Source organism: Novosphingobium kaempferiae, from assembly GCF_021227995.1.
Lineage (GTDB): Bacteria > Pseudomonadota > Alphaproteobacteria > Sphingomonadales > Sphingomonadaceae > Novosphingobium > Novosphingobium kaempferiae.
This window is the reverse complement of record NZ_CP089301.1, coordinates 3571192-3594428: the sequence shown is the minus strand read 5'-3', so window position 1 is coordinate 3594428 and position 23237 is coordinate 3571192. Positions and strand designations below refer to the sequence as shown.

At 65.2% G+C, this 23237-nt stretch carries 17 protein-coding genes and 1 tRNA gene; 12 read left to right on the top strand and 6 right to left on the bottom strand.

Features of this window, described 5'->3' with window-relative positions; translation table 11 throughout:
- Nucleotides 1–31 precede the first annotated feature (31 nt).
- The gene (locus LO787_RS16360; RefSeq protein ID WP_232492058.1) at nucleotides 32–256 is read left to right on the top strand and encodes a DUF2061 domain-containing protein; all 225 of its coding nucleotides are present in this window, start codon (nucleotides 32–34) and stop codon (nucleotides 254–256) included.
- Between the two features lie 64 nt (nucleotides 257–320).
- Here LO787_RS16360 and uvrC read toward each other — a convergent pair whose 3' ends face one another.
- Entirely contained in the window at nucleotides 321–2276 is a 1956-nt protein-coding gene (gene uvrC / locus LO787_RS16355) for an excinuclease ABC subunit UvrC (RefSeq protein ID WP_232492057.1), read from the bottom strand.
- 73 nt (nucleotides 2277–2349) lie between these two features.
- Nucleotides 2350–5511: a TonB-dependent receptor gene (locus tag LO787_RS16350; RefSeq protein WP_232492056.1), complete on the bottom strand. Its 3162-nt coding sequence runs from the start codon at nucleotides 5509–5511 to the stop codon at nucleotides 2350–2352.
- Between the two features lie 290 nt (nucleotides 5512–5801).
- Here LO787_RS16350 and infA point away from each other — a divergent pair, with 290 nt between their 5' ends.
- The 8 genes from infA (at nucleotide 5802) to LO787_RS16310 (ending at nucleotide 14033) form a co-directional block, all read left to right on the top strand.
- Nucleotides 5802–6053: a translation initiation factor IF-1 gene (infA, locus tag LO787_RS16345; protein WP_103729615.1), complete on the top strand. Its 252-nt coding sequence runs from the start codon at nucleotides 5802–5804 to the stop codon at nucleotides 6051–6053.
- A gap of 16 nt (nucleotides 6054–6069) precedes the next feature.
- Nucleotides 6070–6657: a Maf family protein gene (locus LO787_RS16340; RefSeq protein WP_232496347.1), complete on the top strand. Its 588-nt coding sequence runs from the start codon at nucleotides 6070–6072 to the stop codon at nucleotides 6655–6657.
- The gene (locus LO787_RS16335; RefSeq protein ID WP_232492055.1) at nucleotides 6650–7624 is read left to right on the top strand and encodes a ribonuclease E/G; all 975 of its coding nucleotides are present in this window, start codon (nucleotides 6650–6652) and stop codon (nucleotides 7622–7624) included. The genes LO787_RS16340 and LO787_RS16335 overlap by 8 nt, the downstream gene beginning before the upstream one ends.
- The gene (locus tag LO787_RS16330) at nucleotides 7621–7824 is read left to right on the top strand and encodes a DNA gyrase inhibitor YacG (RefSeq protein WP_232492054.1); all 204 of its coding nucleotides are present in this window, start codon (nucleotides 7621–7623) and stop codon (nucleotides 7822–7824) included. Before LO787_RS16335 ends, LO787_RS16330 begins: the two co-directional genes overlap by 4 nt.
- 99 nt (nucleotides 7825–7923) lie before the next feature.
- A tRNA-Phe gene (locus LO787_RS16325) sits at nucleotides 7924–7999 on the top strand.
- Between the two features lie 191 nt (nucleotides 8000–8190).
- On the top strand, nucleotides 8191–9417 hold the full coding sequence (locus LO787_RS16320; RefSeq protein WP_232492053.1) for an efflux RND transporter periplasmic adaptor subunit: 1227 nt from the start codon (nucleotides 8191–8193) through the stop codon (nucleotides 9415–9417).
- A gap of 6 nt (nucleotides 9418–9423) precedes the next feature.
- Nucleotides 9424–12624 carry an efflux RND transporter permease subunit gene (locus tag LO787_RS16315; protein WP_232492052.1) on the top strand — a complete coding sequence of 1067 codons (3201 nt, stop codon included), beginning with the start codon at nucleotides 9424–9426 and terminating at the stop codon, nucleotides 12622–12624.
- A 29-nt stretch (nucleotides 12625–12653) separates the two neighbouring features.
- Nucleotides 12654–14033 carry an efflux transporter outer membrane subunit gene (locus LO787_RS16310; protein WP_232496346.1) on the top strand — a complete coding sequence of 460 codons (1380 nt, stop codon included), beginning with the start codon at nucleotides 12654–12656 and terminating at the stop codon, nucleotides 14031–14033.
- A 19-nt stretch (nucleotides 14034–14052) separates the two neighbouring features.
- On the opposite strand, the gene LO787_RS16305 is transcribed toward LO787_RS16310, so the two are convergent.
- The 3 genes from LO787_RS16305 to LO787_RS16295 all read right to left on the bottom strand — a co-directional run bounded on the left by LO787_RS16305 (nucleotide 14053) and on the right by LO787_RS16295 (nucleotide 19157).
- The gene (locus tag LO787_RS16305) at nucleotides 14053–15093 is read right to left on the bottom strand and encodes an NAD(P)H-dependent amine dehydrogenase family protein (protein ID WP_232492051.1); all 1041 of its coding nucleotides are present in this window, start codon (nucleotides 15091–15093) and stop codon (nucleotides 14053–14055) included.
- 84 nt (nucleotides 15094–15177) lie between these two features.
- The gene (locus LO787_RS16300; protein WP_232492050.1) at nucleotides 15178–17388 is read right to left on the bottom strand and encodes a TonB-dependent receptor; all 2211 of its coding nucleotides are present in this window, start codon (nucleotides 17386–17388) and stop codon (nucleotides 15178–15180) included.
- A gap of 101 nt (nucleotides 17389–17489) precedes the next feature.
- Complete coding sequence (locus LO787_RS16295) at nucleotides 17490–19157, bottom strand: MFS transporter (protein ID WP_232496345.1); 1668 nt, start codon at nucleotides 19155–19157, stop codon at nucleotides 17490–17492.
- A gap of 252 nt (nucleotides 19158–19409) precedes the next feature.
- Between LO787_RS16295 and LO787_RS16290 the strand changes: the two genes are divergently transcribed.
- Both LO787_RS16290 and LO787_RS16285 read left to right on the top strand, forming a co-directional pair.
- Entirely contained in the window at nucleotides 19410–20663 is a 1254-nt protein-coding gene (locus LO787_RS16290) for an acetyl-CoA C-acetyltransferase (protein ID WP_232492049.1), read from the top strand.
- A gap of 23 nt (nucleotides 20664–20686) precedes the next feature.
- Complete coding sequence (locus LO787_RS16285; RefSeq protein WP_232492048.1) at nucleotides 20687–21190, top strand: MarR family winged helix-turn-helix transcriptional regulator; 504 nt, start codon at nucleotides 20687–20689, stop codon at nucleotides 21188–21190.
- A 106-nt stretch (nucleotides 21191–21296) separates the two neighbouring features.
- Here LO787_RS16285 and LO787_RS16280 read toward each other — a convergent pair whose 3' ends face one another.
- Nucleotides 21297–21608 carry a hypothetical protein gene (locus LO787_RS16280; RefSeq protein WP_232492047.1) on the bottom strand — a complete coding sequence of 104 codons (312 nt, stop codon included), beginning with the start codon at nucleotides 21606–21608 and terminating at the stop codon, nucleotides 21297–21299.
- 334 nt (nucleotides 21609–21942) lie between these two features.
- Here LO787_RS16280 and LO787_RS16275 point away from each other — a divergent pair, with 334 nt between their 5' ends.
- Nucleotides 21943–23172, top strand: a complete 1230-nt coding sequence (locus tag LO787_RS16275; RefSeq protein WP_232492046.1) for a CaiB/BaiF CoA transferase family protein — start codon at nucleotides 21943–21945, stop codon at nucleotides 23170–23172.
- The last annotated feature ends 65 nt before the right edge of the window (nucleotides 23173–23237 follow it).

Here is a 23237-nt window from a genome sequence, read left to right as displayed (position 1 = left end):
GCATTAAGAATGCATGCGAAAGGATCGACCGATGACCCGCGACCTCACAAAGACGCTCAGGTTCCTGTCCCTTCACCTGATGGTGGGCTTCACCGTCGCTTACCTGATCACTGGATCGGTGAGTATGGCTGGAGGCATCGCGCTGATCGAGCCCATGGTGAACGCCGTGGTGTTCTTCTTCCATGAGCGCGCCTGGAATGGCGAAACCACACCGTTGCTCGACCATCTCCTGCACCGCCACCACGCTGCCCACTGACCTTCGGTCGAGCCGCGAAACTTCCCATATACGGCAACCTTTCCCGTCGGTTGCCGTGCAGCTATCAGCCGTTGGGGTGGTAGAAGTCATAGATCGTCTGCGCGACCGCCACACTGACACCCGGCGCGCGACGCAGATCGTCTAGACTGGCCGCGCGGACCTTGCTCGCCGTGCCGAAGTGCAGCAGCAGGGCGCGTTTACGGGCCGGACCGATGCCCGGGATCTCATCGAGCGGGCTCGCCGTGATGGCGCGGCTGCGCTTCGCGCGGTGCGCGCCGATGACGAAGCGATGGACCTCGTCCCGCAGGCGCTGAAGGTGGAACAGCACCGGCGAGTTTACCGGAAGCATCTTCTCGCGACCGTCCGCGAAGTGGAAGACCTCGCGACCTTCCCGCCCGTGATGCGGGCCCTTGGCGATGGCGATGAGATTGACATCCTCGATGCCGAGTTCCTCCAGCGCATCCTTGACCGAATTCATCTGCCCCTTGCCGCCGTCGATCAGGACGAGGTCGGGCCAAGTGCCGCCGGTGCGCTCGGGATCTTCCTCCTGCACGCGGCCGAAGCGGCGGGTCATGACCTCGCGCATCATTGCGTAGTCGTCGTCGGTCTGGGCGCTCTTGATGTTGAACTTGCGGTACTGGCTGGTGATGAAGCCCTCCGGCCCGGCCACAACCATCGCACCCAGCGCCTTCGTACCCGAGATATGGCTGTTGTCGTAGACTTCCACGCGCTGCGGCACATCGGGCAGTTCGAGGAAATCCGCCATTTCGCGCCAGACTTTGGCCTGCGAACCCCGCTCTGCCAGACGGCGGTCGAGCGCTTCCACGGCGTTACGCGTGGCCTGCGCCATAAGCTGCCGTCGGTTGCCGCGCTGAGGCACTGAAATCTCGACCTTGCCGCCCGCACCTTCGCGCAGAGCCTCGGCGATCAGGTCCGCCTCAGGCAGTTCGCGGTCGACCAGAATGCAGCGCGCGGGCGGCACTTCCTCGTAGAACTGCGCGAGGAAGCTCTGCATGACTTCCTCCTCGCTCAACCCTTCGGTGTGCGTGGGGAAGAACGCGCGGTGCCCCCAGTTCTGGCCACCGCGTATGAAGAAGGCCTGCACACCGACCTGCCCGCCCTTGCTGGCCATCGCGAAGATGTCCGCGTTGTCGAGCCCTTCGGCATTGATGGCCTGGCTGCCCTGGATGAATGTCGCCGCTCGCAAACGGTCACGCAGCATCGCCGCGCGCTCGAAATCGAGATCGGCGGCCGCTTCGGCCATCTGTGCTTCGATCTTGCGCTGGACTGCGCTGGACCTCCCGCCAAGGAAATCCTTCGCCTCCTGCACGAGTTCGGCGTAGCCCGCCTCGTCGATACGATCGACGCAAGGGGCCGAGCATCGCTTGATCTGGTAAAGCAGGCACGGCCGGTCGCGACGGGAGAAAAAGCTGTCGGTGCAACTCCTGAGCAGAAAGAGCTTCTGCAGCGCGTTGATCGTCGTGTTCACCGAGCCGGCGCTGGCGAAGGGACCGTAGTAATTGCCCTTCATCTTGCGCGCGCCGCGATGCTTCATGATGCGCGGGAAAGCGTGGTCCGAGCGCAGCAGGATAAAGGGGAACGACTTGTCGTCACGCAGAAGCACATTGTAGGCGGGACGGAAGCGCTTGATGAGTTGCGCTTCCAGCAGCAGCGCCTCGGCCTCCGAGTTGGTCGTGACGATGGTCATCGAGCGCGTCTGGCTGACCATGCGCTGCAGGCGACCGGGCAGGCGCTCCCACTGGGTATAGTTGGCGACGCGGTTGCGCAGCACCCGCGCCTTGCCGACGTAGAGCACGTCTCCGCGCGCATCCTGCATGCGATAGACGCCGGGCTTGGCTGGCAACGTGCGCACCGTGTCGCGGATCACCTCGACCCCGGCCTGGAGATCGGGCTGATCGGAGCCGCGCACGGTGTAGGTCGCCCGCTCCTCGTTGAAGCGTTCGAGGCGATTGGGTTGGTCGGGAGTGCCGGCAGGCGTCCTGCCAGATGTTCGTGCCATGTTCGTCCAGATAGGACAGGATAGGCCGGATCGGTAGCCCCCGACCCGGCCTATCCTCAGAACAGGTAACGCCTCAGAACATCTTGCGGAAATCGATGCCCAGCACCCGGCCCTGCGGTTGGCGATAGGCACGCTGGTACGCGATCGGCGTCGCGCCGGTCTGGTCGGTGACCTTCTGGCGCGAGTCGAGCAGATTGTCCGCCACCAGCGACAGGCGCGCGCCCTTGAAGAAAGGCATCTTTGCAACGAGGTTCTCGTTGCGACCAAGGTCCGCGAACACGCGCAGCGAGACGTCGAAAGTGCTGCCGAAGCGCAAGTCCTGACTGCTGGGCGCACCCGAGCCGTCGACGCGGGCCGGTGCTTCCCACTCCGCCTTCAGGCGCAGGCCGTAGCCGTTCTTGAACAGGCCACCCTCCGCTTCGATCGAGTGACGTGGCGTGCCGCCGGCCGAGGTCGAATCGCCGTTGAGCTGGTCGAGCACCGGCACGCCCGGCGCGATGAGGATCGTGTCGGTGAAACGCCATGTGTGGTAGATCGACAGGTTCCAGCGGCTGCCATTGCGACCGCCCGGAGGTCCGAAACCTCCCCCCGGAGGACCACCCATGCCGCCCGGCCCCCGCCCACCGGCTTCGGAGCGAGTTCCGCCTGCGCCGCCACTGCCGGAATTCGATGCCATAGGCGGCGGTCCGCCGAAAGCGCCCGGCGGTGGGAACATCGGCTGCGCCTCGCCTCCACCATTGCCCCCGCGCTCGCCGCCCGCGCCCGGCGTCGGAGCATTCCCGCTGCAGAAGCGCTGCTTCAGTTCTTCGAGTTTGGCGGGATCGACCTTGCCGTCCGCGCCCATGATGCGCTCGCGCATACGGTCGGGCAGGCTCGCGACGTCGGGCGGGCCGCTGCCGCCTGAGCACAGCGCCGTGCGGATGCGCTCGAAACGCTCGGGATCCATCGGACCGCCCTGCCCCGGGCCGCCGGGACCGGCGCCCGGGCCGTCCGCTGAACAGGCGCGCTGCTTGAATTCGGCCAGCTTGGTCGGATCGAGCTTGCCATCGGGCCCGGAGAGGCGGTTGCGCAGCCCCTCGGGCAACGTCGCAGGATCGGGATCGGCCGCGCCGGGTGCGCAAAGCTTCTCGCGGATCGCGGCGAAGCGCGAGGGATCGAAGCCCTGCCGTCCAGCACCGGGCGCACCCGCAGGCTGCCCGCCCAAGGTCTGAGCACCAGCCATCGGACCGTTCGGCCCGGTAACGGACTGCGCCGGAGCAGAAGCCATGCGCGCGCCCGACGGACCGCCGGCATTGCTACCCGCTCCTGCGCCGCCGCTCGACGAAGAAGAACCCCCGAGACTGCCGGAGATGTTGAAGCCCCAGCGCAACGACGAACTCTTCACTTCGTCGAAAGTCACGGCACGGCGGTCGATGGCGATCAGGTTGCCCTCGGCGTCGCGGGTGACCCGGTTGGGGAACGCTGCCTCGATCGCCGGGGTAAGCAGCGGGAACGACTGCGTGACGTCGCTCGACCGATTGCGGAAATATTCGACGATCAGGTTGGAGCGCTGCATGAACGGCAGTTTCCATTGCGCCGAAATCTTCCAGTCGCGCTGCGTCTCCTTCCGGAGATCAGGGTTTCCGCCGGTGGTCGTGGTGACGAGCGCCGTCTGGCCGCGCGTGAAGTCGTAGACCGCGACGTTGTAGTTGACGATGTTCGGGGCCGCGAGTTGCGTCAGCTTGGGCGCGGCCTCGTCCACGATATAGCTGGCCTGCAGCATCAGCGTATCGGTCGGCGACCAGGTGACGCCCGCGCTCCAGTCCTTCAGCGTGCCGAAGTCGGACAGGTGATCGAGACCGCCGCTGAAGTTCAGCGTGATGTCGCCAACCGCGCCGAGGAAATCCTCTCCCTTGCTCGTCAGCGGCAGCGCCAGATTGACGCCGCCCAGCACGTCACCACGCTTGAGCGTGACATTGCCGAGCGTATTGCGGGTGTCCTCGCTCATCGAGCGGTCGTAATCGTAACCCGCCTTGATAGTCAGGTTCGCTTCGCCAGCGGGCATACGGAACGGCTTGCCCGAGATCGTCGCGAGATTGCTGAGCGTCAGTTGTCGCGTGCGCGCGGTATCGACGCCAGCGCCGGGCACGTCCGGCAGAGCTCCCGCAATGTCGAGCGCACCGGAAGCGACAGCGGCGCGCAGATCGGCGGTGGAATCGTCGCCTCGGCGGCGATCGACGCGGGTATTGGCGTCCGTGTAGGTCGCGTTGGCGGTGGCACTGAACTGCCACTCACCGATCATGGAACTGTAGCCGAGGCCGCCCTCGAACGTATCCGTGACCGACCGGTTGGTCAGCGGATCGGGCAAAGTGCGACGCAGCGTCTGTCCGTCATAAGTCAAATCGACGGTATCGAGGCCGGAGAGCGAGACGGTGTTCGAACGGGTGTAGCCACCCGTCACCGTGATCGCACCGGCCAAGCCCTTCTCGCCCAGGCCCTGCGTCATCGTGCCTTCGAGCGTCAGTTCGTGATCCTGCGCCGCGAGGCTGCGATAGCGCGCGGGATCGGGATCGCCGGCGACCTGCGACGTGCGCGATTCTTCCTGCGTGATGCCGCGCTCGGCCTCGGTCAGCATGCTCGTGTTGTCGAGCTTGCCGTTGATGTTGTAGCGGCGCGGGCCGGAAATCTTGAAGAGGCCGCCTTCCAGCTCGTAGTTGTCGTAGCCACCGCGCGTCGGGCGATTGTATTCGCCCGAGGTGGTGACCGCCGCGAACTGGTCCTTGAGGATGATGTTCACGACGCGCTGGTTGGCGGAATAGCCGAAGCGCAACGCCACTTCCTCAGGCAGCACCTCCACCCGGCGGATCGCCTCGGGCGGGATGCCGCGCATTTCGCGGAAGCTGGAGATGCGCTGGCCGTTCAGCAGCATCAGCGGGCGACCGTCTCCGCGGCCGCGACCGCTGCCGGTCTGTGGGCTGATCGCGTCCAGCAGCTCCTCGATCGAAGCCACGCCGTAGGAGGCGATGTCGTTCTCGTCGAAGACCTCGATCGGCTTCTGCGGAACGTCGATAGAGCCGATGATGCGCGGCGCAGTGACGAGAATCTCGTTCCCGTGAACCTCTAGGGGCGCTTCGGGGTCTTTATCGTCATCCTTGATGACCGGCGCGGCCGGCGCGTTGGCGCCGGCATCTGCCGCAGACGCCAGCGTCGGCATGGCGAGGCACGCCACGAGGCTGATCAGAGGTAAGGAACGCAAGTGCAATCTCCGCCAAGATACATGTTCGAAATAGTGCAGTGTTCCTTCCCCTCCCTCGCTATTGCCTCGCCCCCTTCCTCACGACAAGCCGCCGCGCGGTATCATTTTGTCGCAATCGTCTTGCGCCCGGATGAACCGGCGTCACTCCTTCGTGGACGGGACATTTGCGCACCGCTGTCGGGAAATCGCCGCCGTGCAGAAGGCAAAATGCCGCCAAGGCTTCCATTTTCGTGGAGTCGTGGCTATGTCGCGCGCCGATGACACACCAGAACAACGGAAACTGATCGCCGATGGCGAAAGAAGAACTCCTCGAAATGCGCGGCCGGGTGGTCGAGCTTCTCCCCAACGCGATGTTCCGCGTCGAGCTGGAGAACGGCCACGAGATCCTCGGTCACACAGCCGGCAAGATGCGCAAGAACCGCATCCGCGTGCTGGTCGGCGACGAAGTCCTCGTCGAACTGACCCCCTATGACCTCACCAAGGGGCGCATCACCTACCGCTTCATGCCGGGCCGTGGCGGCCCCGGCCAGTTCGGTTCCTGATCTGACCGTGGCTGACCTGTCGGCGGGGCCAGGCGCCCCCCGGCTCATTCTCGCCTCGGCCAGTCCACGACGCCGCGAACTGCTCTCCCGCATCGGGATGAGCGATTTCACGGTCGAGGCAGCAGACATCGACGAGACACCGCTTCCCCGTGAAGCGCCGCGCGACTACGCCCGGCGCATGGCGCGGGAGAAGGCGCTGGCATTGCCCGCGAGTGACGCCTTCGTGCTCGCCGGCGATACAGTCGTTGCCTGCGGGCGCCGCGTGCTGCCCAAGGCTGAGGACGAGAAGACCGCCCGCGATTGCCTGGCACTGCTTTCGGGCCGTCGCCATCGCGTGCTCTCCGCCATCGCCCTGCGCGCGCCGGACGGACCCATGCACGAACGCCTGAGCGAAACGATCGTCCGGTTCAAGCAACTCTCGCACGACGAGACCGAAGCCTACATCGCCGGCGGCGAGTGGGAGGGCAAGGCCGGAGGCTACGCCATCCAGGGCAGCGCCGAGGGTCTGATCGCCTGGATTTCCGGCAGCCATTCCGGCGTCGTAGGACTTCCCCTGTTCGAAACGCGCGCGCTGTTGCGCAGCGCGGGCTTCTCCATTGGCTGAATGGCTGGTCGAGGACGGGATCGGCGAAACCCGCGCGATCCTCGTCGAGAACGGTCAGGTCCACGCCGCAAGGCTCGACTGGCCCGGACGGCTGGCAGCGGGTGAAGTGGCCGACGCGGTGCTCGTCTCGCGTCGTTCCGGGTCTTCTCGTGGCACGGTAAGGTTCGATTCGGGCGAGCAGGCGCTGGTCGACGGCCTTCCCAAGTCGGCCAGTGAAGGCGCACCCCAGCGGGTCATCGTGACCCGAGCCGCCATGGCCGAAACGGGCCGCCTGAAGCTCGCGCAAGCTCGCGCCAGCGATCTCGCCCCCCGTGCTGCGCCTACACTGGCCCAAGCCCTCAGCGCCGATGGTGTTCCGGTAAAGGCGGTGCGTCGCTTTCCCGAAGACCCATGGCCGGAGATCGTGGCCGAAGCGCTAGACGGCGTGATCGCCTTCAACGGTGGCTCACTGGTCGTCACGCCGACGCCCGCGATGACGCTCATCGACATCGACGGTGCCTTGTCTCCGGCAGCGCTGGCGCTCGCAGCCGTGCCTGCCATTGCCGACGCAGTTGGTCGGCTCGACCTCGCCGGGTCGATCGGCATCGATTTCCCATCGTTGGAGCGCAAGGAAGATCGCCGCGCGGTGGACGAAGCCCTCGCAGCCGCGCTCGATCACTGGCCGCATCAGCGCACTGCCATGAACGGCTTCGGCTTCGTTCAACTCGTCGCGAAGCTGGAGCGCCCCTCCATCCCCCAGCGCGTGCGCTCGGCTCCTGCGTCTGCCGCAGCGCGCCTGCTGCTGCGCAGCGCCGAGGCGGTCTCCGAGCCGGGAGCACTGCTGCTTACCGCTAATCCCGCCGTGCGCGCCGCGACTACCGACGCATGGCTGGACCAGTTGTCGCGGCGCACTGGTCGCGTGGTCCGTTGGCACGAAGATCGCGCGCTTGCACTCACTGCCGGATTCGCTCAGGCCGTTCCCCTATGACCCTCTCCGAACGCAAATGCCCCATCTGCCGCAAGCCGCGCGTCGCCGAGCATGCACCCTTCTGCTCCAAGCGCTGCCGTGACCGCGACCTTCTCCAGTGGCTCGACGATGGCTACGCCCTGCCCGGCCAGCCCAGCGATCCCGAGGACTTCACGCATGGCCCGGAAGGCGGTCCGACAAACAATCCACAGGGCGATTGAAATTTGTTCGTCATTTAGGGGTTGCCAAGGTCGGCGCGCTTCTTCATAGGCCCGCCCACACCGCTCGCCGGTCTCTTCGAAGACCGCCGCCGATCGGATGCCCGAGTAGCTCAGTTGGTAGAGCATGCGACTGAAAATCGCAGTGTCGGTGGTTCGAATCCGCCCTCGGGCACCACTTCCTTCCTTGGTGCCATCAGCCGAAAAACTTCCCCATCGGGGACCAGCGCGCAGCCTTTGTGCGCCAGCGACAGGATTGTCGTGCGACTTTGATCTTTAGTCGCAAATTGTCGCACCTGCGAAATGGGCGCTTGCGGGCGCACCGCTTTGCTGAATAGGACAGGCACGACATCCAACAAGGCGTGCGACTTGACCACCTATCCCCCCAAAGCCCTTCGCCGGCCCTCCGGTTGGCGCTGGCCGCTCCTGCTCGTTGCAGGCGCGTCGCTTTCCGCGTGTTCCGGCGAATCGTCCAAGGGCCAGCAGCAGCGCATCGCCGAAGTCGGCTATATTGTCGCCCAGACGAGCAGCGTGCCCATTGCCGTTACGCTGAGTGGCCGCACGGTGGCTTTCGAGACCTCAGAAGTTCGCCCGCAGGTGACGGGCGTCATCAAGCGCCGCTTCTTCACCGAAGGCAGCACCGTGAAGGCGGGGCAGCCCCTGTTCGAGATCGACCCGAGCCTATACCGCGCTGCGGTGAACCAGGCACAGGCGAACCTCTCAAGCGCGCGCGCCACGGCAGATGCCGCGTCGGTCAAGGCGGAGCGCTATCGCCCGCTTGCCGACATGGAGGCGATCGCCAAGCAGGACTATACCGACGCGCAGGCGCAAGCACGCACTGCCAAGGCGGCGATCGCCCAGAACGCGGCTGCGCTCGACACGGCGAAGATCAACCTGCGCTTCACCACCGTGCCTGCGCCGATCAGCGGGCGCATCGGGCGTCAGTTGTTCACCGTCGGCGCACTCGTCAGCGCCAGCCAGGCCGATCCGCTGGCGGTGATCCAGCGCATGGACCCCGTGTACGTCGATATGCAGCAGTCCGCGACCGAACTGACCGCCCTGCGCCGTCGTCTCGCGGAAGGTGGCGTCAACCCCGGAAGCACCGAGGTGCATCTCCAACTCGACGGCGGCGCCCGCTATCCGCAGGCGGGCACAGTCCAATTCTCCGAAGTCACCGTCGACCAGACGACCGGCACCGTGACGCTGCGGGCGCGTTTCCCGAACCCGGACGGCATGTTGCTGCCGGGCATGTTCGTGACTGCCATGTTCGACCAGGCCAACGACCCCAACGCGATCCTGATCCCGCAGAACGCCATCCAGCGCGACTTCGACGGCTCGGCATTCGTGATGCTGGTCGGCGCAGACAACAAGGCGGAACGCCGCAAGGTCACTGCGGAGCGTACCTATAACGAATATTCGGTCGTTACCGCAGGATTGAAGAAAGGCGACAAGGTCATCGTGCAGGGTCTGAATGGTCTGCGCCAGGGTGCCGCCATCAAGCCGGTGATCAACACCACGCCGCAGAACGTAGCGCCGCCGAAGAAGGGCGAAGGTGGCGAGCACGCCGGCGGCCAATCGGGCCGCAAGGGCGCCTGAGCCGGCATGTCACGCATCTTCATCGACCGGCCGATCTTCGCCTGGGTTCTGGCGATCATCGTGATGCTCGCCGGCCTCGGCGCGCTGAACTTCCTGCCCAACGAGCAATACCCCGACATCGCGCCGACGCAGGTCAATATCCGCGCGACATATCAGGGCGCCTCTGCCCAGACGATCGAGAACTCGGTCACCCAGATCATCGAACAGCAGCTGACCGGCATCGACGGCCTGCTGTACTTCAGTTCGGAATCGAGCAATCGCGGACAGGCCACGATCAACGCGGTCTTCGCCAAGGGCACCGATCCCGACATCGCTCAGGTGCAGGTCCAGAACAAGGTCCAGTCCGCGATCCCGCGCCTGCCCCAGACGGTGCAGCAGCGCGGCGTGACCGTGACCAAGTCCAATCCCGATCAGCTCCTGCTGGTCGCGGTCTATGACGAGACCGACAGCCGCTCCAACCAGGACGTGTCGGACTACCTCGCGTCGAACATCCAGGATCCGTTGTCCCGCGTCGAAGGCGTGGGTGACGTCAACGTGTTCGGTGCGCCGCACGCGATGCGCATCTGGCTCGATCCGCGCAAGCTGGCGGCCGTGGCGCTGATGCCCAGCGACGTGACATCTGCGATCACCTCGCAGAACACCGAGGTCGCGGCGGGTGAGATCGGCGGCATGCCTGCGGTCGAAGGCCAGGCGATCAACGCCGTCGTCACCGCCGGTTCGCGGCTCCAGACCGCCGACCAGTTCCGCAACATCGTGGTCAAGACCAATCCCGACGGTTCGACCGTGACCATCGGCGATGTGGCGCGCGTCGAGATCGGCGCGGACAACTACACCACGATCAGCCGCGTGAATGCCCACCCCGGCGCCGGTATCTCCATTTCACTCGCCCCCGGCGCCGACGCGCTGCGCACTGCCGAGGCGGTGAAGGCCAGAATGCAGGAACTCTCGGCAGAGATGCCGGACGGCCTGAAATACAGCTACGGCACCGACTCCACGCAGTTCATCAAGCTGTCCGTCGAGGAAGTCGAGAAGGCGCTGTTCGAGGCGATCATCCTGGTCGTCATCGTGATGTTCGTATTCCTGCAAAGCTGGCGCGCGACGCTGATCCCCGCGATCGCCGTGCCGGTCGTGCTCCTCGGCACCTTCGCCGTATTCTACGTCATGGACTTCTCGATCAACACCATGACCCTGTTCGGGCTGGTGCTGGCCATCGGCCTGTTGGTCGACGACGCCATCGTCGTGGTCGAGAACGTCGAGCGCCTACTGGAGGAAAACCCGGGCATGAGCCCGCGCGAAGCCACCATCAAGTCGATGGAGGAAATCCAGATCGCGCTGATCGCCATCGCGCTGGTGCTGTCGGCGGTGTTCCTGCCGATGGCGTTCTTCGGCGGATCGACAGGTGTCATCTATCGCCAGTTCTCGCTCACCATCGTGACGGCCATGGTGCTGTCGGTCTTCGTAGCGCTGATCCTCAGCCCGGCGCTTACTGCCACGCTGCTCAAGCCCAAGGTCCATGCCGAGCATCGTGAACCGACGTGGATCGAACGCCACGCTCCATGGCTGGTCCGTGGTTGGGACAAGTTCGCAAACTGGTTCAACCGCAGCTTCGAGCGCACGACCGACGCCTATGTCCGGCAGGTCGACAGGGTCGTCGCCCACAAGTGGCGCTGGCTGGCGCTGTTTGCCGTCACCTGCGTCGCGACGTTCGTGCTGTTCCAGCGCCTGCCCACCGGCTTCCTCCCCAACGAGGATCAGGGCAACGTGATGGTGCAGTGGCGCCTCCCCGCCGGTACGCCGCGTGCGCGCACCGAGCAGGTGCAGCGCGCGGTGGAAACCTATTTCAACACGCACGAGAAGCACAACGTATCGGGCATGTTCTCGGTCACGGGCGGTGGCATGGGGGCATCCGGCCAGAACAGCGGACAGGCCTTCATCAACCTGACCGACTGGGAAGAGCGCAAGGGATCGGAGAACAGCGCACAGGCCATAGTCCAGCGCGCCAGTGCCGCATTCCGCAACCTTCGCGACGCACAGGTCTTCGTACTGGTGCCGGGCGCCGTGCGCGGCCTCGGCAGCTCGTCAGGCTTCCAGATGGAGCTGCAGAACGCCAGTGGCCTTTCCGCTGCCAAGTTCGCCGAAGCCCGTGAAAAGCTTCTGGCTGCGGCTGCTTCGAACGACCAGCTTTCGGGCGTTCGTCTGAGCAACCTGCCCGATGTTTCCACGCTCAAGATCGATACCGACATCCGTGCACTCACGGCATACGGCCTGACGGCGACAAACGTGAACTCCACGCTGTCGACCGCCTGGGGTGGCAACTACGTCAACGACTTCATCGACAAGGGCCGCGTCAAGCGCGTCTACGTCCAGGGCGATGCGCAGTTCCGTTCACGCCCGGAAGACCTTGCACAGTGGTTCGTGCGCGGCTCGGACGGGCAGATGGCGCCGTTCTCCGCTTTCTCGAAAGTCAGCTGGTCGACCGCCCCCAGTTCCACCTCGCGCTTCAACGGACTTCAAGCCTACGAATTCTCGGGTGAGGCGGCTTCCGGTGTGAGTTCCGGGACCGCGATGAACGTCATGGAGCAGCTTGCCGCCGACATCCCCGGCGTCAGCGTGGCATGGGCAGGCTCGTCCTATCAGGAACGGCTGTCCTCGGGTCAGGGCCCGATCCTCTATGCGCTGTCGTTGCTGGTCGTGTTCCTGTGCCTTGCCGCGCTCTACGAGAGCTGGTCGATCCCCGTCGCGGTGATCCTGGTCATTCCGCTCGGCCTGCTGGGTGCAATCGCCTTCGTGACGCTGCGTGGGCTGGAAAACGACGTCTATCTCCAGATCGGCCTGCTGACGACGATGGGGCTTGCCGCGAAGAACGCAATCCTCATGATCGAGTTCGCCGAGCAGGCCGAACGACAGGGCAAGCGCGTGATCGATGCGGCACTCGAAGCCGCAAAGATCCGCCTGCGCCCGATCCTGATGACCAGCTTCGCGTTCATCTTCGGCGTGCTGCCGCTCGCCATCGCGACGGGCGCGGGTGCCAACAGCCGCGTCGCAATCGGTACGGCGGTGGTCGGCGGCATGCTGACCGCGACGATCCTTGCGATCTTCTACATCCCGCTGTTCTTCGTGCTCGTCCGCCGCGGCGTGCGCGACGGCCTCGCCCTCGCCCGGGAGAAGCTGCACGAACATCGCGAGCATTCGGGAGATCAGGCGTGACCCGTCTCGCCATTCGCCTCTTGACCGGCATGCTGCCCGCAATCGCGCTGGGCGCATGCTCGATGGCGCCGAAATACGTCCAGCCAGCCGCACCTGTACCTACCTCATGGCCGGTTGGGGACGCATACCTCACGCAGAGTGAATCCGAGCTCCCGCTCGTGTCTTACAAGGACATCTTCCGCGATGCGCGGCTCCAGTCGCTGGTGGAGCAGGCCCTCGTCAACAATCGTGACCTTCGCGTGGCGGCGGCCAATGTCGCCGCAGCACGGGCGCAGGTGCGGGTGACTCGCGCGAACCAGTTCCCCGCCGTGGGGATCAGCGGTTCGGCCACCGATTCCGAGACAGGCGGCGGGTTCGGTCGCAATGGCATGAACTACGCGCTTCAGGGCGGCATTTCATCGTTCGAGCTGGACCTGTTCGGCAGGCTCGCCAACGCCACCCAGTCCCAGCGCGACACCGCGCTGGCGACCGAGGCGTCGGCGCGCACGGTACGTCTCGGCCTCGTCGCCGATCTGGCGCAGGCTTGGGCTACTTATGCCGCCGACGCGGATCTGCTCAAGGTCGCGCAGAATACCGCCGCGAACGCAAAGGACAGCGTGCGGCTCTCCGGCGCGCGCCTCAAGGGCGGCATCGCGGCAAGGACCGAACTACGGCAGGCGGAGCAGGTGCTCGAAACCGCCAATGGCGACGTGGCATCCCAGACCGCTGCGCTGGCGCAGGACGTCAATGCGATCCGCCTCCTCGTCGGCGCCGACTTCGATACCACATTGCTCCCCGCCGGGATCGACGAGGTGAACGGCAGCCTCGGCGAAGTACCCGCGGGCACTTCCACGCAAGTGCTGTTGCGCCGTCCGGACGTCGTTCAGGCCGAGTACCAGCTGCGCGCGGCCAATGCCGACATCGGGGTAGCACGGGCGCAACTGTTCCCGACCATATCTCTGAGCGCGCTCATCGGCTTCGCGAGCCAGTCGCTATCGAGCCTGTTCGACGCTGCCTCCCGCACGACCACGCTCGGCGCGGACGGAAGCTGGTCGGTGTTCAATGCCGGTGGTCGCTCGGCCAACGTGCAGGTCTCCAAGGCGCAGCGTGACGCTGCGCTGGCGACTTACGAGAAGGCGATCCAGTCCGCCTTCCAGGAAACCGCCGACGCGCTTGCCGATCAGGGTACGCTCACCGAACGCCTGCGCGCCGCAAGTGCCTTCACGAAGGCTGCGCAGGACACCGCGACGCTGACCGAGGCGACGTACCGGCGCGGCATCGTCAGTTCGCTCGACAACCTCGACGCCCAGCGCAGCCTCTATTCAGCCCGGCAGGCTGAAATCGCGGTACGGTTGGCGCAGGCGAACAACCGCATCACGCTCTACCGTGTGCTCGGTGGCGATCAGGCGACGGCAACGCCCTCCAACTAACGCCCTCCAACTAACGACCTCAGCCGTAGAGCGGTACGATCTGCGGCAGTTCCACGGTAGTGCGGATCCCCGGCGGCGCGGCGCATACGGCGGGGATCGCGTTGATCGGACGGTGGGCCGTCAGCCCCGGCGTATAGGCGGCATAGTCCTCCTCGGCCACGGGGAAGTAGATATCGACCTTTACCGGGGTGTCACCCTCGGTCGTGATCCGCCAACCGGACTCGCGCAGTGCCCAGTCGTGCTCGATGTCGGTCGTCACGTACCAGTTGGCGCGGAAACGCAGGATCGGCTTGCCGGCGTGCTTGCAGGTGATCGTCGTGCGCATCGCGCCGACCGTTCCGGCTGGCACCTTCCCTGCCGCGATGTCGAGATCCTGCCGCGTTGCGGAAAGTTCGCCGACCGCCTCAATATCATCGCAAGGCAGGCCGATGGCTTCGGCGATCTGTGACAGCGAACTGCCGAAATCGCCCTTGAGATGCTCGGAACGACGCTGGTCGAAGGGCGCCATCGGGGCGGCGAACCCCATGATATGGAACAGCATGTCAGGGGAATCGCGGCTCGAAACGTCCGCATATTCGTCGATCGTCAGCAGTCCGTGTTCGCGCTGCAGAGAAAGCAGCGGGATCGCCAGAGCCTCGGTCACGAAACCGGGGCTGGAACCCGTAGAATAGATCGAGGTTCCGCCAGCCGCGCAGGCTTCCTCGATCCGCGCCCGCCTGGCAGCGTCCATCATCGGCGGGAAATGGAAGTCCCCGCGCGTCGTCACCACGTTCTTGCCCGAGGCAAGCAGCGCGCAGAGCGCGTCCCAGTCGGTCCCCTGCGGCATGTAGAGAACGCAGTCGGCGTCCAGCGCAACGATCTCGTCGAGTGAACCGGTGGCCTTAACGCCGGTATCCGTCAGACCGCACAGTTCCCCCGCATCCTTGCCGAGCTTGTCCGGCGAACTGACCCAGAGGCCGACGAGTTTCATCCGCGGGTGCTCGATCACCATGCGCAGCGCGCGGCTGCCGACGTTGCCCGTCGCCCACTGGACGACGCGCCAGACCTTCTGCTCAGGCATCGCATTCTCCCACTCGTGCTCTCACGCACCGGACGATCATCGTGCCGCCCCACCGATGACGGACAATCCCCAAGCGGGAACGCCTCAGAACTCGACGCCGAACTCGATGCCGTAGGTCGTCGGCTTGCTCCAGTTCGCGCCGAGGCCGAAACTGGAATACTGCGCTTGCGTCAGATAGCGGCTGTTGGTCACGTTATCGCCGAACACCGCGACGTGGAACTTGTCGCCCGGGGCATTCCACTGCGCGCGCAGAGCCAGCGTCTCGTACCCGCGCTGCTTGAACTGCACGCCGGACGGCCCGAAGAAGAAGCTCGACGAGTAGAACAGGTTGCCCGACAGCGCGAGTTCGCCGCCCGCCAGGTCGGTCTCGTAGCGAGCGCCGATGAAGCCGGTGAATTCCGGCGTCCGCTGCATCGTCACATCTTCAAGCGTGGTCGGAACCACGACGAACGTCACGCCATTCGCAAGACAGGCCGCAGCCGTGTCCGCGTCGAGCGTCGCACAGCGCACGTAGACCGGCGCGTTGTTGAACCGCTTGTAGCGCGCGTGGACGTAGGAGGCGCCGGTGTTGATCTGGAACGCGGGCGTAACCTGATAATGCAGCGAGCCTTCGAGGCCATAGATTTCGGAGGTGGCCGCGTTGATGATCTCCGCCGTGCCGGTGCGGTATATGGAGACCTGCAGGTTCTTGTAATCATAGTAGAATCCGGCTGCCTCGAACGACAGGCCGCGATCCTCGTATTTGAAGCCGACCTCATAGGCGTTGATGTCCTCGGGCCGGACGTTGTTGCAGGTGTAGTTCGTGTCCGGAATCTGGCACGAGCCGCCCACGTCGGAAATCGCGGCCTTGTAGCCCTTGGTGAACGAGGCGTAGACGCTGGTCCGGTCGGTCGGCTTGTAGCGGAGCACGGCACGCGGCGTCAGCTTGCTGTTGGAAATGTCGGGCACCGGCACTTCCGTCACGACGAACTGGCGGTTCCAGTAGGCGTCGACGATCTTGTCCTTCGAGTATCGGGCACCGGCGGTCAGGAACAGCTGCGGCGTGATCTCGTAAGTCGCGTCCACGAAGGCGGCGTAGCTCTTCACCGTCGTGCTCGACCCGCCGAGCCGGATACGATCGTTGGGATCGTTGCCTGCGTTGTTGATGTAGGTGATGTAGGTGTCGGTGTTCTCGAAGTAGAACAGCCCTGCCGTCCATTGCAGCTTCGATCCGCTCTTGGAAGTCAGCAGCAGTTCCTGGCTCCACGTCTCGTTGAGATTGGGCAGGCCAAGTTGGAACAGGTCGAGGCCCGAGTAGTCGAGATCCTGCGACATCACCGTGTTTTCGCTGCGGTACTGGCTGTAGGATGTAAGGTCCGCGAAGCCGAGGTAGGCGCGGATCGTACCCTGCACCACATCGCTGTTCACACGCAGCAACTCGCCCACCGAACCGGTGGCGATCCGGTTCTTCGCCGTGGTGTAAGTGCCCGGAATACCGCCGAAGGGAGCGCCAAGGCCGAAGTCGGACGTGTTCAGGGTCGATGCCAGCATCGGCGACGGATCGTCGACCGCCGCGTGCTTGTAACGCAGCAGCACATCGACGGTATCGCTCAGTTCCGCCTTGAGGCCGAGGCGTATCGACCAGTTCTCGTAGTCGCCTACGCGCCGGTCGCTGGAGATGTCGCGCTGCCAGCCGTCGCCGCGGCGGTACTGCCCTTCCACGCTGAGCGCGACGCGGTCCGAAATGACGTAGTTGGTGTAAGCCTCCGCTCGGGCCTCGTTGTAGCGACCGTAGGAGACGCGGCCCTCGAAAGCGTTGGCAGAGGTGGACGGTTCATGCGTGGTGACGAGAATCGCACCGCCGGTGGTGTTGCGACCGAACAGCGTGCCCTGGGGACCTTTCAGTACCTGGATCGAGTCCACGCTGATGAGATCGAAGTCGGCTGCCAGCGGGTTCGGCGAGTAAAACCCGTCGATGTAGATGCCGACGTTGCCGCCGCCGCCCGAGGTCGTCACCGCCGTACCGATGCCGCGGATGGTGGGCTGAAAGAAACCGCCCGCGAAGTCGAAACGCAGGGCCGGCGTGACCTTGCCGATATCCGCAAGCTGCTGGACGCTGGCCGTCTGCAGCGCGTCACTGGACAGGTTGGTGATCGAGATGGGCACGTCCACCTGCGCCTCGGCGCGGCGCTGTGCGGTCACGATGATCGCGCCTTCCTCGACGCTGGCTGCGTCCTGCGCTTCCTGCGCGAATACGGGTAGCGGCGTCATTGCGGCGAGCGCCATGACGGACGCGCAAGTCCGGGCGTTTTTCACGATTTCCCTCCCATCTGCTTTTCGCGCAAACCTACACTACGGTCCTGCGCGTTCCAGCGACGCGACTGTGCATGCGCCCAGATATCGCGGAGGCAGATTCGTCAGGTGCCCGGCGTGATGTAGCCCATCGTCTCCTGCTGCGGATCGTAGGAATCCGCCTTCCATCGCACCGATCCGAAGGGTCGTTCCAGACGACGGCGGACGCGACGACCGTGATTGGTTCGGTTGAATCCGTCAGCCTGCGCCTGGATGTCGTAGTCGCCTTGCGTATAGCGGCCCCGCATGCGCAGGTAATCGCCCCAGGTCGGGCAGTGATAGCGCTCGGTCCAGAGCGCGGGATTCTCGATGTCGCGAGAGATCGTCCAGTCGAAGGCGCCGATGCGCTTTCGCACTTTCTGCATCTGCATCATGACCTCGTAGAACTCCCGCGCAAGTTCGGGATCGACGTCATATTCCACCTCGACGACGATCGGGCCGGAACGCAACGTCACGCCAAGGTTGGGCGCGGGGTCGTAGCCGATGTCCACTGTGTCCATGTCGGCCTCGGAATCCTTGCCGATAGGCAGAATGATGCCCAGCAGAGCCGTGCCGGCAACGGCCACGCCGGAGGCCACCAGCGCGAACGCGACATCGTGGTGCGCGGCGACGACGCCCCAGGCCCAGGCGCCGATTCCGATCCCGGCGGTGATGGCGGAGGAGAACAGCGAGAGCGCCCTCGCCGTCACCCAGCGCGGTGCGGACAGTTGCACGGTGACATTCAGCATCGCGATAGTGAGGATGTTGCATGCACCTACGACGAGGAACGCGAGGCAGGTCACCACCAGAGAATGGCTGAAACCCGTCACTACGAGAGCGACGCCGGTTCCGATTGCGAACAGACGCACCGCCCATTCGGTGGAGATCACAGCGCGGATCTGGCTCACGAAGAGGGCTCCGGCCACCGCACCCACCCCCTGCGCGCCGAGCAGGATGCCGAAAGTCGCCGCGTTGCCATGCAGCAGATCCTTGGCGACCAGCGGAGCCAGCGCCGAGGCTGTCGCGGTGGTCAGGCCGAAGCCCAGCACGCGCAGCAAGGCGGTGCGCACGGCTGGCGCGTGGAGAGCGTAACGCGCACCCGTCACGATCGCGCGGTCGATCCGCTCGGGCGGGAGGCGCGAAGGGACGTGTTCGCGCCGCCAGAAGAAGAACGCCGTCAGCAGCGGCAGGTACAGCAGCGAGGTCATGCCGAACACGGCCTTGACGCCGTAGACCACCACGATCAGCCCGCCCAGCGCCGGACCGAAACTGCGCGCGACGTTGTAGCTGATTGTGCCCAGCGCCACGGCGGCAGGCAGGTGCGCACGAGACACCTGCTCGGGGATCGAGGCCTGCCATGAGGGCGAGAACAGCGCCACACCGGCACCTATCAGCACGCAGAACGCCAACAGCAGCAACGGTGTCGTCAACCCGAGGAAGGTGACCCCCGCCAGCACCGCCGCGCTTACCGCACTGAACGCGAGGCCGCTCATGGCGATGCGGCGGCGGTCGAACATGTCGGCGATAGCGCCCGCGGGAAGCGTGACCAGCATCAGCGGGATCATCATCGCCGTCTGAACCAGCGCGACCATACTGGGCGAACTGCTCAGCCGGGTCATCTCCCACTGCGCGCCGACGCCGAGGAAGAGCTGTCCGAAATTGGAGAACAGGCTGGCGGTCCAGATATTGCGGAACGTGCGCTCGCGCAGCGGTGCGAACGCGCCTCCCGCTTCCTCATGCTGCGCCGTCGCCATCCCTGCTCGTCCCCTGCCTTCGTTCTTGGCGATCGATCTTGAACCGCCCTCGCCCGTCGTCAACCCGCCCATCGCGAAGACGATCCGTTGGTGCAGGCCCTTGATGCAACGCTGCGCGATTCCAACATACTAACCATAGTCAGCAATCGCCGCGGCGATAGCGCCGGGAGCGCCGATTGCCAAACCCTGCCCGCACTAGCATCACGCGGAAAACCGCGCTTTGCTGCGCGAAGGAACGCGAGGAGACCTGCTTTGACCGAGGCCTACATCATCGACGCCGTCCGCACCCCGCGCGGGATCGGCAAGATGGGCAAGGGCGCGCTCTCGCAGATGCATCCCGAACACCTTTCGGCGACCGTCCTCGCCGCGCTCAAGGAACGCAACGATCTTGAGACGGCCGATGTCGACGACGTGATCTGGGGCGTCTCCGCCGCACTCGGCCTGCAAGCGGGGGACATCGGCCGCATGGCGGCGCTCGATGCGGGCTACGACGTGAAGGCGGGCGGCGTGACGCTCAATCGCTTCTGCGGATCGAGCCTGACCGCGACCAGCCTTTCCGCGGCGATGATAAAGTCCGGCATGGCGGACCTCATGGTCGCGGGCGGCATGGACATGCTGTCCTACGCCAACATGTACGGCATGAAGATGCGTGAGGCCGGCGTCGGCAGCGCAGGAATGGGCGCGGGCAATCCCCGTCTCCAGGCCAGGCACCCGCAGTCCAACCAGGGCGTCTGCGCCGACGCCATCGCCGCGATGGAAGGCATCACCCGCGAGGAACTCGAAGCGCTCGGCGTCGAGAGCCAGCGTCGCGCCGCAATCGCCATCGCCGATGGTCGCTTCGACAAGTCCACCATCGTCGTGAAGGACGATGAGGGGAACGTCATCCTCGATCACGAAGAATATCCGCGCCCCGAGACGACCGCCGAAAGCCTGTCGCAGCTCAAGCCCGCCTTCGAGATGTTCCTGAACATGCCCTCGGCGCCCGGCGGCAAGACTTACGGCGAACTCATTAACCAGGTGTACCCGGACGTGGAGATCAAGCCGATCCACCACGTCGGCATCTCCTCCGGCGTGGTCGACGGCGCCTCGGCGATCCTGCTGGCGTCGAAGGACTATGCCGACGCCCACGGCCTGAAACCCCGCGCGCGCATCGTCGCCATGGCCGAGACGGGCGACTGCCCGACCCTCATGCTGAACGGGCCGGTGCCCGCCGCGCGCAAGGTTCTGGCGAAGGCGGGCCTCACCACCGACGACATCGACGTCTTCGAAGTGAACGAGGCCTTCGCCGTCGTCGTCGAGAAGTTCATCCGCGATCTTGACCTCGACCGCGCCAAGGTCAATCCAAACGGAGGGTCGATCGCGCTCGGCCATCCGATCGGCGGCACAGGGGCCATGCTGATCGGGACCGCGCTCGATGAACTCGAACGGACCGGCGGGCGTTACGGACTCATAACGATGTGCGCGGCGGGCGGCATGGCCCCCGCGATCATCATCGAACGCGTCTGACGGCGCACGACATGGAGCAGTTGGTGGCGACAGAAGCGCAGGACGAAACGACCGGCAACACGTCCAAGGGGACGATCAACGACCCGTTCATGATGCGGGACGAGAGTCCCAGGCGGCAGGTCGGCCTGCGCATGACCATCGTCTCGCGGCTCCAGCGCAACAACTTCGACCGCAAGGTGGCGGCGCTGAACGTCACGCGCTCGCAGTGGGCGATGATCGCCATCGTCGCGCGCTATCCCGGCTCCACCCAGCGCACCATAGCCGAATACCTGGAGATGTCCGAGGCTTCGGCAGGACGTCTGATCGACCGCCTCTGCGCCGACGGCCTGCTCGAACGGCGCGACCGTCGCGACGACCGTCGTGCCCGCGCCGTATTCCTGACGGAACAGGCAAGGCCCATGCTCGACAAGCTCGGCGCCATCGCCAACGAGAGCGAGCAGAAGATGTTCGCCGGGTTCTCCGACGCGGAAGTCGACACCCTGCTCGACTTCATGACCCGCATCTACGAGAACGTCAGCCGCGGCTGAGGCCGCGCTCCCGCACTTGCGGGGATGCCAGCACCATCATCCGGGCAAAGAAAAAGGGCGACGCCTCACGGCGCCGCCCTCTTCTTCTTGAGAGTATCCGCAGAACTCACTTCGCGGCAGCAAGTTCCTTCTTCGACATCGAAGTGGTGACCTTGCCAGCGACGTCGCTCAGGCTCGAGGCCGGGACGGTCACGAGACGACCGTTGAGAATGACCTGCGGGTTGCCCTCGGCGCTGACGCGATAGATCGGGGCGATGCGGAAGCCGTCGGCAGCGTAGAGCATCTTGCCGGCGTTGAGAGCGACCGGAGCGCCAGCGGCTTCCTCGGTGGCTTCGCGGACCTGGGTGGTCTCGGCGAAGGCGACTGCGGGAACCGAAGCGACGGTGGCGAGAGCGACGAGCGTGACGAACTTCTTCATGGCGTATCTCCGAAAACTGCGACCCTCAGGAGGTCGGGCTTATTTACTTACTAAGCTGGGTTAGTATTTTTTGAACGCATGGTCAATTGCGAAATATGCATGTTTCTCGGCGATTTCAGCAACGTTATCGCCGCTGCGGGTTTTTCGCCAACGCCTGACCGACTCTCTTTGTCAAACCCTCGGAAAACAGCGGATTTCCGGCATGATCGTCCGCACGATGGGCCGACCGGTTGATCCCTTCCGGCTTTGCGCGCACACCGGGCCGACGGGCGGAAACGGCAGAAAACCGGGCCGCCACGCACGATCATAAGAACACCACGGGGATTGGCAGCAGATGTCGACTAAGGTCATGCAGGGCGTGCGCGTCCTCGAAGTGGCGCAGTTCACCTTCACGCCCGCAGCGGGCGGGGTACTTGCCGACTGGGGCGCCGACGTCATCAAGATCGAGCATCCGGTGCGCGGCGACACGCAGCGCGGTTTCCTCAACATGGGCGGCGTCCAGCTCGACCCGCTGCGCCACACGCTGTTCGAGCACCCCAACCGCGGCAAGCGCAGCGTCGGCATCGACCTGTCCACGCCCGAGGGGCAGGAAGTGCTCTACGAACTGGCGAAGCAGTGCGACGTCTTCCTGACCAACTATCTCCCGCAGGTCCGCCAGAAGAACAAGTTCGACGTCGAGCACATCCGCGCCGTCAACCCGAACATCATCTACGCGCGCGGCTCGGCGCTGGGCAACAAGGGGCCGGAGCGCGAGGTCGGCGGTTTCGACGGCACCTGCTTCTGGGCCCGTAGCGGCGTCGCCTATTCGATGACGCCAGAGGAACTGGGCGCGCCGCTGTCGCAGGGGATTCCCGCATTCGGTGACTCGATCGGCGGCATGTTCATCGCCGGCGGCATCTCCGCCGCACTCTACCACCGTGAGAAGACGGGCGAGGCGACCGAACTCGATGTTTCGCTACTCAGCACCGCCGCCTGGGCATCGGGTGCGCTGATCGCGCAGGTGGCCGAGACGGGCATCCTCACCCGCAACCCGATGCCGGGCTCGGGCGGCGCCGCGCGCAACCCGTTCATGGGCAACTACCAGACGAGCGACAACGGCACGATCAACCTCTGCACGATCTCGCCGACCGGCCACATCCGCAGCCTGTTCGAGCATCTGGGCGTGCCCGAAGCCGCCGACGACCCGCGCTTCTCCGAACCGCGCGCGCTGTTCGAGAACGCAGGTGCCGCCAGCGACGTGCTGGTGAAGGCCTTCGCGCAGCATCCCTTCGAATACTGGCGCCAGCACCTCAAGACCTTCTCGGGTCAGTGGGCGCCGATCCAGAGCTTCCACGATCTGCTGACCGACGAGCAGGCGCTTGCCAACGACATGATAGTCGAGGTCGAGGGCGCGGACGGCGGCGCGCCGCTCAAGCTGGTGCGCGGCCCCGTCCAGTGGAACGGCGAGCCGGTGGAGACCACGCGCTCGCCGCAGGCCTCCGAGCATACCGAACTCGTGCTCATGGAAATGGGCGTCGAATGGGACAAGATCGAGGAATGGAAGGCCAAGGGCGCGATCGCCTGAGCGCCTATCGACCATACTGCAAGGGCACTCGGCCTCGTCCCTGCTTGAACGGACGACCACCGAGG